Annotated in this window: 11 protein-coding genes; 9 read left to right on the top strand and 2 right to left on the bottom strand. The window is 71.3% G+C overall.

Annotated elements, in window-relative coordinates; all coding sequences use genetic code 11:
- Positions 1 to 153: 153 nt before the first annotated feature.
- The gene (locus ACFWPI_RS23275; protein WP_380370215.1) at positions 154 to 936 is read left to right on the top strand and encodes a hypothetical protein; all 783 of its coding nucleotides are present in this window, start codon (positions 154 to 156) and stop codon (positions 934 to 936) included.
- Between the two features lie 73 nt (positions 937 to 1,009).
- On the opposite strand, the gene ACFWPI_RS23280 is transcribed toward ACFWPI_RS23275, so the two are convergent.
- A complete protein-coding gene (locus tag ACFWPI_RS23280; RefSeq protein ID WP_380338984.1) occupies positions 1,010 to 1,555 on the bottom strand; it encodes a 2-oxo-4-hydroxy-4-carboxy-5-ureidoimidazoline decarboxylase in 546 nt (181 codons plus the stop codon).
- A gap of 321 nt (positions 1,556 to 1,876) precedes the next feature.
- Positions 1,877 to 2,632: an SDR family oxidoreductase gene (locus ACFWPI_RS23285; RefSeq protein ID WP_363369213.1), complete on the bottom strand. Its 756-nt coding sequence runs from the start codon at positions 2,630 to 2,632 to the stop codon at positions 1,877 to 1,879.
- Positions 2,633 to 2,772: 140 nt separating this feature from the next.
- Here ACFWPI_RS23285 and ACFWPI_RS23290 point away from each other — a divergent pair, with 140 nt between their 5' ends.
- The 8 genes from ACFWPI_RS23290 to ACFWPI_RS23325 all read left to right on the top strand — a co-directional run bounded on the left by ACFWPI_RS23290 (position 2,773) and on the right by ACFWPI_RS23325 (position 13,360).
- Positions 2,773 to 4,362, top strand: a complete 1,590-nt coding sequence (locus ACFWPI_RS23290; RefSeq protein WP_380370218.1) for a methylmalonyl-CoA mutase — start codon at positions 2,773 to 2,775, stop codon at positions 4,360 to 4,362.
- 183 nt (positions 4,363 to 4,545) lie between these two features.
- On the top strand, positions 4,546 to 5,799 hold the full coding sequence (locus ACFWPI_RS23295; protein ID WP_380370221.1) for an amidohydrolase: 1,254 nt from the start codon (positions 4,546 to 4,548) through the stop codon (positions 5,797 to 5,799).
- Positions 5,800 to 6,215: 416 nt separating this feature from the next.
- Positions 6,216 to 7,277 (top strand): BMP family protein, encoded by a 1,062-nt coding sequence (locus ACFWPI_RS23300; protein ID WP_380370224.1) that lies wholly within the window; start codon positions 6,216 to 6,218, stop codon positions 7,275 to 7,277.
- A 347-nt stretch (positions 7,278 to 7,624) separates the two neighbouring features.
- Positions 7,625 to 9,151 carry an ABC transporter ATP-binding protein gene (locus ACFWPI_RS23305; protein WP_380370280.1) on the top strand — a complete coding sequence of 509 codons (1,527 nt, stop codon included), beginning with the start codon at positions 7,625 to 7,627 and terminating at the stop codon, positions 9,149 to 9,151.
- 5 nt (positions 9,152 to 9,156) lie between these two features.
- On the top strand, positions 9,157 to 10,323 hold the full coding sequence (locus tag ACFWPI_RS23310; RefSeq protein WP_380370228.1) for an ABC transporter permease: 1,167 nt from the start codon (positions 9,157 to 9,159) through the stop codon (positions 10,321 to 10,323).
- Positions 10,320 to 11,585 (top strand): ABC transporter permease, encoded by a 1,266-nt coding sequence (locus tag ACFWPI_RS23315; protein ID WP_063349051.1) that lies wholly within the window; start codon positions 10,320 to 10,322, stop codon positions 11,583 to 11,585. Before ACFWPI_RS23310 ends, ACFWPI_RS23315 begins: the two co-directional genes overlap by 4 nt.
- A complete protein-coding gene (locus ACFWPI_RS23320; RefSeq protein ID WP_063349052.1) occupies positions 11,582 to 11,986 on the top strand; it encodes a cytidine deaminase in 405 nt (134 codons plus the stop codon). Before ACFWPI_RS23315 ends, ACFWPI_RS23320 begins: the two co-directional genes overlap by 4 nt.
- Before the next feature lie 96 nt (positions 11,987 to 12,082).
- Positions 12,083 to 13,360: a thymidine phosphorylase gene (locus ACFWPI_RS23325; protein ID WP_380370231.1), complete on the top strand. Its 1,278-nt coding sequence runs from the start codon at positions 12,083 to 12,085 to the stop codon at positions 13,358 to 13,360.
- Positions 13,361 to 13,466 lie beyond the last annotated feature (106 nt).

Consider the following 13,466-nt stretch of genomic DNA (forward strand, 5'->3'; position numbering starts at 1 on the left):
TCGGGAACCGCCTCCGGGGGTCTCAGGTGTGATCAATCAGGCACGACTGGCCTAGCCGGACGGGAACCGGCGGCGCTTTGGTCGCTCTGGGTGACGGCTCGACTGCGTTACGGTGGCGGCCCGCTCCGCCGCCGACACCCTGCCGAGGCCCCCGTGCCGCTTCGCCCCGTCCGACCGTCCGCCGCCGCCCTCGCGGCCCTGCTGCTGCTCGCCACGGGCTGCACCACGGTCGGCGGCTCCTCCGCGGACCGGGCCGGGCCCGGCCGCGAGCTGTCCGCGGCCGAGCTGCGGGCGGCCGCGGTGGCCGGTGCCGACCTCGGGGCGGGCTACACGGTGACGGTGATGACGCCCGGCCACGGCGACACCGGGGCGGGCGCGGGGCGGGAGGTCGCGGACGTCCCGGCCTGCCAGCCGCTGCTGGACGCGGTGACCCCGGCCGCCTCGGCCGGCGCCGGCACCGCCTCGGCCTCGCCGGCCCCGGGCTACCCGTACGCGGAGACCGACCTGAGCGTGGCCCGGACCGCCGACCCCAGGGGCGGCGTGTACGGCGGCCTGCTCGGCTACCGGACGGGGCGGGCGGCCGCGCTCCAGACGGAGCTGGAGAAGCTGTTCGGCCCGTGTGCCGCGTTCACCTCGACGGCCCCGGCGCCGCCGGCCGAGAAGCCGGGGAAGAAGGCGCCGATCCGGACCAGGCACCGGCTGAACCGTGAGGACACGCCCACCCCCGGGGGAGCGGACGCCGCGCTCGGATTCACCCTGACGAATGAATCGGGGAGCGCGGTGCTCTCGCAGCGTGCGGTGCTGGCCCGGATCGGGCCGGCGCTCGCGGTGTTCACCACCTTCGGGGTCGCCGCCGAGCCAGCCGCCGCGCCGGACGAGGTGATCGTCCGGCAGCAGGTGGCCAAGCTGCGGGCCGCCCAGGCGAAGAAGAAGTAGCGGGCGGAGAGTTAGCGGGCGGAGAGTTAGCGGGCGGGGAGGGAGTGGGCGGGATGGAGGAGACGGCGGCTGCTCAGCGCGCCCCGGCCTCCGAATGGGTGGCGACCAGGTGCTCCAGTCGGGTGAGGGCGATCCGGCGGAGCTCGTCCGCCGCGATCAGCCGCTCCTCGTCCGGGTCGTTGGCCAGCCGGGTGCGGATCGAGGAGAGCACGGTGTCGAGCATCTCCTCCGGGGCCACGCCCTCCAGGCAGACCACGAAGACGTGGCCGAACCTGGCCTCGTACGCGGCGTGGGCGGCCCGCAGCGCGGTGTGCGCGGCCTGGCTGCCCGGTGCCCGCATGCCGAGCAGCGGTTGCGGCATCCAGCTCTCGTCGGCGAGCGCCTCGGCCAGGTCGGCCGGGCGGAGGTCGTAGGAGGCCTCGCTGGCGGCGGCCAGCAGGGACTCTATGTCGGGGTAGGGCCGGTGCGCGGTGAGCCGCAGGGCCCAGCGGTGGCTGCCGCAGCAGGCCAGGAGGGCCTCCTCGGCGGCGCCGGCATCGGCTTCGTTGAAGCGGTGCAGCCCGAGGAGGGTCGGCTCGGAGCTTGGATCGAGCCGCTGTGGCGGGATGTCGCTGGCCAGCGGGTCCTCCTCGTGAGGGCGGGAAGGTGCCGGTGAAGTGGGGTGGGGTGGGGTGGAGCAGCTGAAGTATGGGGGCTGCGGGCGGCGTCACGGCGCCGGTCGGGCAGCTCCTCAAAGGTAGTTGAGCCGTCATCAGTTGGGGAGGGCGCGTGCGGAATTCATCCGGACGAGCTATCAAGTTGTGACGTTGACATCTTTGTGTCAGCGCCCTCCCCACATTCATCTGTTAATCCGGCACCCCCGCCTCAGGAGGGTGGCTCTGGCGAGGCCCGTGGCCAGAGGCGTACGGGGTGGCCGGGCCGCCGGTGGATCCGACCGCCGTCAGGCGCGGTGGACCTTGTGGTTGGCGGCCTGGGCGCGGGGGCGGACGACCAGGAGGTCGATGTTGACGTGCGGGGGGCGGGTGACCGCCCAGGCCACGGTGTCGGCGATGTCCTCCGAGGTCAGCGGCTCGGCCACGCCGGCGTACACGGCCGCGGCCTTCTCCTCGTCGCCGCGGAAGCGGGTGACGGCGAAGCCCTCGGACTTCACCATGCCGGGGGCGATCTCGATCACCCGGATCGGCTCCCCGCACAGCTCCAGGCGCAGCGTCGCCGCGATGGTGTGCGCGGCGTGCTTGGCCGCGACGTAGCCGCCGCCGCCCTCGTACGCGGCCAGCGCGGCGGTCGAGGAGAGCACCAGCACGGTGCCGTCGCCGGTGGCCCGCAGGGCCGGCAGCAGCGCCTGCGTCACGTGCAGCACACCGAGCACGTTCACCTCGTACATGGCCAGCCAGTCGGCCGGGTCGCCGTGCTCGACCGTCTCGGCGCCGATCGCCCCGCCGGCGTTGTTCACCAGCACGTCGACCCGGCCGACCTCGGCCGCGAAGGCGTCCACGGCGGCCCGGTCGGTGACGTCGAGCGTGACCGCCCTGGCCGAACCGCCCCCGTCGCCGATCTCCTTGGCCAGCGCCTCGATCCGCTCGGTCCGCCGGGCGGTCAGCACCACGTCGAAGCCCTCGGCCGCCAGCCGGCGGGCGGTCGCCGCGCCGATTCCACTGCTGGCACCGGTGACCACGGCCACCTTCTGCTCGGTCATTGCCACTCCCTGGGGCTCATCCGGTCGTTCACCCGATCATCTCAACCGTGTCCGCGCCCGCGCCGCCCGGTCCCGCTCCAGGTCCTGTCCTACATTGCGAGGACCGACCGATGCCCCCGCCGATCCCGTGGAGGGACCTCATGGCAGCCGAGCCGCGCCGCGCCGAGTCAGGCTTCCCGATCGAGCCGCTGTACGGCCCGGAGGCGCTGGCCGACTGGGATCCGGCGAGCAGGCTCGGCCGGCCGGGGGAGTACCCGTACACCCGGGGCGTCTACCCGACGATGTACGCCGGCCGGCCGTGGACGATGCGCCAGTACGCGGGCTTCGGCACCGCCGCCGAGTCCAACGCCCGCTACCGGCAGCTGATCGCGGGCGGCGGCACCGGCCTGTCGGTGGCCTTCGACCTGCCCACCCAGATGGGCTACGACTCGGACGCGCCGCTCGCCGCCGGGGAGGTGGGCAAGGTGGGCGTGGCCGTCGACAGCGTCGAGGACCTGGCCGTGCTGTTCGACGGCATCCCGCTGGGCGGGGTGTCCACCTCGATGACCATCAACGCGCCCGCCGCGCTGCTCCTGCTGCTCTACCAACTGGTCGGCGAGGCCCAGGGGGTGGCGCCTGCCCGGCTGACCGGCACGGTCCAGAACGACGTGCTGAAGGAGTACATCGCGCGGGGCACGTACATCTTCCCGCCGCAGCCCTCGCTGCGGCTGGTCGCGGACGTCTTCCGGTACTGCCGGGCGGAGATCCCGCGCTGGAACACCATCTCCATCTCCGGCTACCACATGGCCGAGGCCGGGGCGGATCCGGCGCAGGAGATCGCCTTCACGCTGGCCAACGGCATCGCCTACGTCCGTACCGCGATCGCGGCCGGGATGGCGGTGGACGACTTCGCCCCCCGGCTCTCGTTCTTCTTCGTGGCCCGGGTCACGCTGCTGGAGGAGGTGGCCAAGTTCCGTGCCGCCCGCCGGATCTGGGCCAGGGTGATGCGGGAGGAGTTCGGCGCGAGGGACCCGCGCTCGTGGATGCTGCGCTTCCACACCCAGACCGCCGGGGTGCAGCTCACCGCCCAGCAGCCCGAGCTGAACCTGGTCCGGGTCTCGGTGCAGGCGCTCGCCGCGGTGTTCGGCGGCACCCAGTCGCTGCACACCAACGGCTTCGACGAGGCGATCGCGCTGCCCACCGAGAAGGCCGCCCGGCTCGCCCTGCGCACCCAGCAGGTGCTCGCCCACGAGACCGACGTGACCGCCACCGTCGACCCGTTCGCCGGCTCGTACGCGGTCGAGTCGCTGACCGACGAGGTGGAGGCCGCCGCGCTGGCGCTGATGGCCCGGGTCGAGGAGCTGGGCGGCGCGGTGGCCGCGATCGAGCAGGGCTTCCAGAAGGCCGCGATCGAGCGCACCGCCTACCGGCTCCAGCAGGAGACCGACTCCGGCGAGCGGACGGTGGTCGGCGTCAACCGCTTCCGGCTGGACGCCGAGGAGCCGTACCGGCCGCTGCGGGTGGATCCGGCGGTCGAGCGGCAGCAGGCCGAGCGGCTGTCCCGGCTGCGGGCCGGGCGGGACCGCGTGGCCGTCGCCCGGGCGCTGGACGGGCTGCGCCGCACCGCGGAGGGGACGGGGAACGTGCTGTACCCGATGAAGGAGGCGCTGGCGGCGCGGGCCACCGTCGGCGAGGTCTGCGACGCGCTGCGGGAGGTGTGGGGCGTGTACGCCCCGGTGGAGAGCTTCTGACGCATCGCCAAGAAGGGGTCGGCCGTGACCGCCGCTCCGGGCGGTCGTTGCACAGGGCAAGCAATCGGGGAAGGCGGCTGAAACGAGATGTCATACCCACCTGTTCGGCCGGTATGCGCCCATCCGGGGACTAGTTTTCCAGAAGTCGGGCCAAATCCCCCCAACAGGCCTACCCTTGTTGAGATGAACCGTCCTGAGCCCGCTCAGCCGGGCGCCACTCTGGCCACCGCACGCCCCGCCGCCGAACTGCGCGCCCGGGTCCGGGGGCTGGAGTCCGAGCTGATCGCCTTCCGCCGTGACCTGCACCGGCACCCGGAGCTCGGCCGCCAGGAGTTCCGCACCACCGGCCTGCTCCGCGACCGGCTGGTGGCGGCCGGCCTGAGCCCCCGGGTGCTGCCCGGCGGCACCGGTCTGATCGTCGACATCGTCCCGGCCAGCACCGCCCCCGGCACCGAGTTCCTGGCCTTCCGTGCCGACATCGACGCGCTGCCGATCGACGACGCCAAGACCGACGTGCCGTACCGCTCGACCGTCCCCGGCCGGGCCCACGCCTGCGGCCACGACGTGCACACCGCGGTGGTGCTCGGCACCGCCCTGGTGCTGGCCGAGGCCGTCCGCACCGGCGAACTGCGCCGCCCCGTCCGGCTGGTGTTCCAGCCGGCCGAGGAGGTCCTGCCGGGCGGTGCGCTGGACGTGATCAAGGCCGGGGGGATGGACGGCGTCGGCCGGATCTTCGCGGTGCACTGCGACCCCAAGGTGGAGGTGGGCCGGATCGCCCTGCGCACCGGGGCGATCACCTCGGCCTGCGACCGACTGGTGCTGCACCTGGACGGCCCCGGCGGGCACACCGCCCGCCCGCACCTGACCACCGATCTGGTGACCGCGATCGCCCGGATGGCCGCCGACCTGCCGGGCGCGCTGGCCCGCCGGATGGACCCGCGCTGGGGCGTCAGCCTGGTCTGGGGCCGGATCGCCTCCGGCTCCGCGCCCAACGTCATCCCGCAGCGCGCCGAACTGGAGGGCACCATCCGCTGCCTGGAGCTGGACGGCTGGCGTGAGGCGCCCGACCTGCTGCACGAGCTGATCGCCAAGCTCGCCGAGACCTATCGGGCGAAGTGGACGCTGGACTACCACCGGGGGGTGCCGCCGGTGGTCAACGAGGCGGTCTCGGTCGCCCTGCTGGACGCGGCGATGACCGACCGGTTCGGCCGGGAGGGTGCGCAGGTGGTGGAGAGCACCGAGCAGAGCCTGGGCGGCGAGGACTTCTCCTGGTACCTGGAGCACGCCCCGGGCGCGCTGGCCCGGCTGGGCGTCCGCGCCCCCGGTGACACCACCGTCCGCGACCTGCACCAGGGCCGCTTCGACGCCGACGAGCGCGCGATCGGGATCGGCGTGGAGCTGTTCGCGGCGCTCGCCCTGGACGAGCCACAGCACTGAGCCGCGGGACTGAGCTGCGGAAATCGAACGGCAGAGCTGAGCGGCAGGACCGAGCCGCCGAAACCGAACAGCAGTACTGAGCCGCGGGATTGAGCGGCGCACACCGTCCTCGGGCATCTCCTCGGGCACTGCGTGAACGCCCTCTCGGGCGACCCTCGGGCGACCGGCCGGCACCTCATCTCGGTGACCGGCCGGTTTACCGCCATCCGGGGTTATCGAACGGTTCCGTAGACTGGGCCGCAAAACCAGCTTTGGATCACCGTCCGCGCACGGGAATAGGGCCTTGGGAAGACCGTGAGACCACGGTTTGATAACAACCCGAATGGTCCGGCAGCCCGTAACCCAACCGTGTTCTACGCGCGTTACGGTGGCGTCCGACCACGCTAATCAGGTGCGTGTGAGAAGGAGATACTCCCTTGCGCCGTTCAATGAAGCTCGCTGCGGTTGTGCTCTCGGGTTCCCTGGGCATGGCCTCGCTCGCCGCTTGCGGCGCAAAGAGCACTGACAGCAACACCTCCTCCGGTTCGGGCGACGGCTCGATCAAGGTCGGTATGGCCTACGACATCGGCGGCCGTGGCGACCAGTCGTTCAACGACTCCGCCGCCCGCGGTCTCGACAAGGCCAAGGCCGAGCTCGGCGTCGCGGTCACCGAGGCCGACGCCAAGACCGGTGAGGCCGAGGCCGACAAGGAGACCCGCCTCAAGAACCTGATCGACGGCGGTTACAAGACGATCATCGCGGTCGGCTTCGTCTACCAGCAGGCGGTCGACAAGGTCGCCAAGGACAACCCGAACGTCAAGTTCGCGATCATCGACTCGAACGACAAGGACCAGCCGTCCAACGTCACGTCGCTGGTCTTCGCCGAGCAGGAGGGTTCGTACCTCGCCGGCGTCGCCGCCGCGAACAAGTCGAAGTCCAAGCACGTCGGCTTCATCGGCGGTGTGCAGACCGAGCTCATCAAGAAGTTCGAGGCCGGTTACAAGGCGGGTGTGAAGTCCGTCGACCCGAACATCCAGGTCGAGACCACCTACCTGACCACGCCTCCGGACTTCACCGGCTTCAACTCGCCCGACAAGGGCAAGGAGGCCGCGCAGGGCCAGCTCGACAAGGGCGCGGACGTCATCTACGCCGCCGCCGGCTCCTCCGGCAACGGCGCCATCGAGGCCGTCGCCAACAAGCCGGGTGCCCTGGCCATCGGCGTCGACTCCGACCAGGCCGCCCAGCCGGCCCTGGCGAAGTACAAGAACAGCATCCTGACCTCGATGGTGAAGAACGTCGACAACGCCGTCTTCTCCTACATCGAGTCGATCAAGAAGGGCCAGCCGTTCACCGGCATCAAGCTCTTCGACCTGAAGGCCGAGGGCGTCTCGCTCGCCACCACCGGCGGCAAGCTCGACGACATCCAGGACAAGCTGAAGGGCGCCACCACGGCGATCACCTCCGGCGCCACCACCGTCCCGACCGCGCCGGCCCAGTAAGGCCCGCGCGTCCCGGACGCACCGGCGACTGCCGCCTGCCCGGCAGCGCCATGAACGGCAAAGCATCACGGGAGGGGCCCGGCAGGGTGCGCTCAACGCGTACCCCCGGGCCCCGTCCCGTCCCCCCGTCTTCCCCTTGGCCCTCCCAGCGCAACGACGCGCCTCCAGACCACCAGGAGATCGCCATCACCGCATCCGACCCCGTCCCCCCGCGCGAGGACGGTACCCCCAGCGCGGGGACGGCGACATCGGCCGTCGAACTGCGCGGCATCACCAAGCGCTTCCCCGGTGTCGTGGCCAACCACGACATCAACCTCACCGTCCGCAGCGGTACCGTGCACGCCCTGATGGGTGAGAACGGCGCCGGCAAGTCGACGCTGATGAAGATCCTCTACGGCATGCAGAAGCCGGACGAGGGCACCATCGCGATCAACGGCGAGCCGTGCGAGTTCAACACTCCGGGCGACGCCATCTCCCGCGGCATCGGCATGGTCCACCAGCACTTCATGCTGGCCGACAACCTCACCGTGTGGGAGAACGTCGTCCTCGGCGGCGAGAAGCTCCACGGCATCGGCGCCAAGGCGAAGGCGAAGATCAAGGAGATCTCCGACCAGTACGGCCTGGGCGTGCGCCCGGACGCCCTGGTCGAGGACCTCGGCGTCGCCGACCGTCAGCGCGTCGAGATCCTCAAGGTGCTCTACCGCGGCGCCAAGATCCTGATCCTCGACGAGCCGACGGCCGTGCTCGTCCCGCAGGAGGTCGACGCGCTGTTCGACAACCTGCGCGAGCTCAAGTCCGAGGGCGTCACCGTCATCTTCATCTCGCACAAGCTGCACGAGGTGCTGGCGGTGGCCGACGCGATCAGCGTGATCCGGCGCGGCACCACGGTCGGCGACGCCGACCCGAAGGCCGTCACCGCCCGTCAGCTGGCCGAGATGATGGTCGGCGCCGAGCTGCCCTCCCCGGAGAGCCGCGAGTCGACCGTCACCACGAGCGAGATGCTCGACGTCAAGGACCTGCGGATCGCCAAGACCGACGCCGAGGGCATCGAGCGCGTCGTCCTCGACGACATCTCGCTGCGCATCCACAAGGGCGAGATCCTCGGCATCGCCGGCGTCGAGGGCAACGGCCAGGCCGAACTGGTCGAGGCCATCATGGGCATGCTGCCGCTGGACGGCGGCACCGTCACCCTGGACGGCAAGGACCTCTCCGGCTCGCTCACCCGGGCCCGCCGCGAGGCCGGCATCGGCTACATCCCCGAGGACCGCCACAAGCACGGCCTGCTGCTGGAGGCCCCGCTCTGGGAGAACCGGATCCTCGGTCACGTCACCGAGGCGCCCAACTCCAAGGGCGTCCTGCTCGACCCGGGCGCCGCCCGCAAGGACACCTGGCGGATCGTCGAGGCCTACGACGTCCGCACCCCCGGCATCGAGGTCACCGCGGCCTCCCTCTCCGGCGGCAACCAGCAGAAGCTGATCATCGGCCGCGAGATGAGCCACCAGCCCAAGCTGCTGATCGCCGCGCACCCCACCCGTGGTGTGGACGTCGGCGCGCAGGCGCAGATCTGGGAGCACATCCGGGTCGCCCAGCGGGCCGGCCTGGCCGTCCTGCTGATCTCCGCCGACCTGGACGAGCTGATCGGCCTGTCCGACACCATCCGGGTCATCTACCGCGGGCGCCTGGTCGCCGACGCCGACCCGGCCACCGTCACCGCCGAGGACCTCGGCACCGCCATGACGGGTGCCGCCAGCGGCCACCTCGAGTCCGATGCGGAGGCCGTCGAGCACTTCCACGAGATCCTCGCGGAGGGCACCGAGGCCGAGTCCGACGCCGGCCCCACCGACACCGCCGACGACCCGCAGGCGGGGGAGTAACCCACATGACCAGTCCCAACACCGCCGCCAAGCGCAGCCTGGCGCAGCGGATCAGCGGTGAGCGGATCGTGCTCGCACTGGCGGCGCCGGTGCTCGCGGTCGTGCTCTCCATCGTGATCTGCTCCGTCCTGCTGGCGACTTCGGGCAAGAACCCGTTCGACGCGTGGAACGTGATGCTCACGTACGCCGGCAAGTCGGACGGCCAAGTGGGGATCCTCAACCGGTCCACCACGTACTACCTGGCCGCCGCTGCCGCCGCCTTCGGGTTCCGGATGAACCTGTTCAACATCGGCGTCGAGGGCCAGTACAAGGTCGCGGCGCTGTTCGCGGCCTTCGTCGGTGCCAAGGTCGACCTGCCCGCGATCATCCAGATCCCGCTGCTGCTGGTCACCGCCATGCTGGTCGGCGGCCTGTACGCGAGCATCGCCGGTCTGCTGAAGGTCTACCGCGGGGTCAGCGAGGTCATCTCGACCATCATGCTGAACTCGATCTCGATCGCGGTCGTCGGCCTGCTGCTCGTCCCCGGCATCTTCGCGCCGAAGACGAGCGCCACCAGCAACTCGATCCAGACCGACCCGATCTCGCAGTCCAGCCACTTCTTCACGCTGGAGACGGCGGGTGGACCGCTCTGGGGCTTCATCTTCATCGCCGCCCTGGTCGGCGTGGTGTTCCAGTTCGCGCTGACCCGCACCCGCTTCGGCTTCGACCTGCGCGCCACCGGCCGCTCGGAGTCGGCCGCGACCGCGTCCGGCGTGAACGTCAAGCGCATGGTGATCATCTCGATGGTGGTCTCCGGCGCGATCGCCGGTCTGATCGGCATGCCCGAGCTGGTGCAGAACTCGTTCTACTACGGCCAGAGCTTCCAGCCCGGTCTGGGCTTCCTCGGCATCTCGATCGCCCTGCTCGGCCGCAACAGCCCGATCGGCATGGCCTTCGCGGCCCTGCTGTTCGCCTTCCTGGACACCACCGGCTCCCAGCTGCCGCTCCAGGGCGGCTTCCCCTTCGAGATCGTCGACGTCATGAAGGGCACCATCGTCATCTGCGTCGTCGTCGCCTACGAACTGGTGCGCCGCTACGGCCTGAAGCGCCAGCAGCAGAAGGTCGGCGCCCAGCTCGCCGCCCAGCTCGCGGCTCAGCTCGCGGCCACTGAGAAGAAGGAGGTGTCCGCATGAGCACGGCTACCGCCGCGCGTCCCAAGGCGCCGGGCGCGCCCACCAAGAAGCGCAAGATGTCCTGGCCGGTGGTGCTGCTGCTGATCGCGGGCGCCCTGGTCCTGTTCTCCGCCGTGGGCATGGCCACCGGCAACCACGCGCTGACCTCCTCCGGCCAGATCACCGCTGCGCTCAGCGCCGCCGTGCCGATCGGCATGGCCGGTCTGGGCGGTCTGTGGTCCGAGCGGGCCGGCGTGGTCAACATCGGCCTCGAAGGCATGATGGTCGCCGGCACCTTCTGCGGTGCCTGGGCCGGCTACCTGGTCAACCCGTGGGTCGGCCTGCTGGCCGGCATGCTCGGCGGTGCGCTCGGCGGTCTGCTGCACGCGCTCGTGACCGTCACCTTCGGCGTCGACCACATCGTCTCCGGCGTCGGCATCAACCTGCTGATCCCCGGCATCTGCGCGTACGTCAACCGGATCTACTACAAGGACTACATCGCGGTCGGCGCGGGTGCGAACCAGTCGCCGCCGGCGGATCCGCTGCCGTACATCACCGTCCCCGGGCTGTCCTCGTGGCTGTCCGACATCGAGAAGCACCACTGGTTCCTGGTCTCGGACGTGGCCGGCGTGGTCGGCGGCCTGGTCACCAACATCTCGGTGGTCGTGCTGCTGGCCGGCGCGATGATCGTGGTCAGCTACTTCGTGCTCTGGCGCACGGTGTTCGGCCTGCGGCTGCGCTCCTGCGGTGAGAACCCGACCGCCGCCGAGTCGCTGGGCGTCAACGTCTACAAGTACAAGTACCTCGCGGTCATCGCCTCCGGCGCCTTCGCCGGCCTCGGCGGTGCGTACCTCTCGCTGGTCGCGGCGCACTTCTACAAGGACGGCCAGACCCTCGGCCGCGGCTTCATCGGCCTCGCCGCGATGATCTTCGGCAACTGGATGCCGGGCGGCCTCGCCATGGGCGCCGGCCTGTTCGGCTTCACCGACAGCCTCCAGCTGCGCGACCCGGAGTCGGTGCACGTGCTGATCCTGACCGTCGCCATCGCGATGGCGCTGCTCGCGCTCTGGCAGCTGTACCGGCGCAAGTTCACCGGCGCGGCGATCTCCTTCGTGGTCGCCGGCGGTCTCGGCGCCTGGTACGCGCTCACCGACGAGGTGCAGCGCCCGCTGATCGTCGCCACGCCGTACGTGATCACCCTGGTGGTGCTCTCGCTGGCCTCCCAGCGGCTGCGCATGCCGAAGGCGGACGGTCAGATCTACCGCAAGGGCCAGGGCAAGTGACGGCGCCTGCGGCGTCGGCCGCGATCGACTGGGAGCGGCTGCGCGCGGCCGCGCGCGAGGCGATGACCCACGCGTACGCCCCGTACAGCAAGTTCCCGGTCGGCGCGGCCGCGCTGGTGGACGACGGGCGGCTGGTCACCGGCTGCAACGTCGAGAACGCCTCGTACGGGCTCGGGCTGTGCGCCGAGTGCGGGCTGGTGTCCGCGCTGCACGCCACCGGCGGCGGCCGGCTGACGGCCTTCACCTGCGTCGACGGCGCGGGCGAACTGCTGATGCCGTGCGGGCGCTGCCGCCAGCTGCTCTACGAGCACGGCGGGCCGGAACTGCTGATCGAGCTGCCCTCGGGGATCCGCCCGATGAGTGAGGTCCTGCCCGACGCGTTCGGGCCGGAGCGGCTCTAGCTTCGACAATTGTTACGCGCGTAGAGTGTCGCGAGTGGGCCGGAACCCGGTCATCTCGCGACACTCTTCGCTTTTGAAACCCCTCTTGGAGCACGCATGGACGCCATCTCCGTCATCAGGACCAAGCGCGACAGCGGAGAACTGAGCGACGCTCAGATCGACTGGGTCATCGACGCCTACACCCGCGGCGAGGTCGCCGACGAGCAGATGTCCGCCCTGGCCATGGCGATCCTGCTGAACGGCATGAAGTCGCACGAGATCAGCCGCTGGACCGACGCCATGATCCGCTCCGGCGTCCGGATGGACTTCTCCTCGCTGCCGCTGCCCACCAGCGACAAGCACTCCACCGGCGGCGTCGGCGACAAGATCACCCTCCCGCTCGCCCCGCTCGTCGCCGCCTGCGGCGCCGCCGTCCCGCAGCTCTCCGGCCGCGGCCTCGGCCACACCGGCGGCACCCTCGACAAGCTGGAGTCCATCCCCGGCTGGCGCGCCCTGCTCTCCAACGAGGAGATGCTCGACGTCCTGCGCTCCACCGGCGCGGTCATCTGCGCCGCCGGTGACGGCCTCGCGCCCGCCGACAAGAAGCTCTACGCGCTGCGCGACGTCACCGGCACCGTCGAGGCCATCCCGCTGATCGCCTCCTCGATCATGTCCAAGAAGATCGCCGAAGGCACCGGCGCCCTGGTCCTGGACGTCAAGGTCGGCTCCGGCGCCTTCATGAAGAACCTCGACAACGCCCGCGAACTCGCCCGCACCATGGTCGGCCTGGGCACCAACGCCGGCGTGAACACCGTCGCCCTGCTCACCGACATGTCCACCCCGCTCGGCCTCACCGCCGGCAACGCGCTGGAGGTCCGCGAGTCGATCGAGGTGCTGGCCGGCGGCGGCCCCGCCGACGTCGTCGAGCTCACCCTCGCCCTCGCCCGCGAGATGCTCGCCGCGGCCGGCGTGCACGGCAAGGACCCGGCCGACGCGCTGCGCGACGGCTCCGCGATGGACCACTGGCGCCGCATGATCGCCGCCCAGGGCGGCGACGTCGACGCCCCCCTCCCGGTCGCCCGCGAGCAGCACGTCATCCCGGCGCCCGCCTCCGGCGTCCTCACCGAGCTCGACGCCTACGCCGTCGGCGTCTGCGCCTGGCGCCTCGGCGCCGGCCGCGCCCGCAAGGAGGACCCGGTCCAGGCCGGCGCCGGCGTCGAGATGCACGCCAAGCCCGGCGACACCGTCGTGGCCGGCCAGCCCTTGCTGACCCTGCACACCGACACCCCCGAGCGCTACGACTACGCCATCGAGGCACTGACGGGCGGCATCGAGGTCTCCCCGGCCGGCACGGCCTTCACCCCGAACCCGATCGTCCTCGACCGCATCGCGTAGTCATGCGATTACCCCATGTTTGGCGGCGTGTCGGCTGCATGAGGGGCCGAGGAGGAGCCCGTACCCGGTTTGCCGGGTGCGGGCTCCTTCCGTGTGTTCAGGCCCG

The organism is Kitasatospora sp. NPDC058492 (genome assembly GCF_042720685.1).
In the GTDB taxonomy this organism is placed as follows: Bacteria; Actinomycetota; Actinomycetes; order Streptomycetales; family Streptomycetaceae; genus Kitasatospora.

Coding starts and splice junctions, on each gene's coding strand:
- ACFWPI_RS23285 (WP_363369213.1), bottom strand. CDS start 2,632: ATGACCGAGCAGAAGGTGGCCGTGGTCACCGGTGCCAGCAGTGGAATC.
- ACFWPI_RS23290 (WP_380370218.1), top strand. CDS start 2,773: ATGGCAGCCGAGCCGCGCCGCGCCGAGTCAGGCTTCCCGATCGAGCCG.
- ACFWPI_RS23295 (WP_380370221.1), top strand. CDS start 4,546: ATGAACCGTCCTGAGCCCGCTCAGCCGGGCGCCACTCTGGCCACCGCA.
- ACFWPI_RS23305 (WP_380370280.1), top strand. CDS start 7,625: ATGGGTGAGAACGGCGCCGGCAAGTCGACGCTGATGAAGATCCTCTAC.
- ACFWPI_RS23310 (WP_380370228.1), top strand. CDS start 9,157: ATGACCAGTCCCAACACCGCCGCCAAGCGCAGCCTGGCGCAGCGGATC.
- ACFWPI_RS23315 (WP_063349051.1), top strand. CDS start 10,320: ATGAGCACGGCTACCGCCGCGCGTCCCAAGGCGCCGGGCGCGCCCACC.
- ACFWPI_RS23325 (WP_380370231.1), top strand. CDS start 12,083: ATGGACGCCATCTCCGTCATCAGGACCAAGCGCGACAGCGGAGAACTG.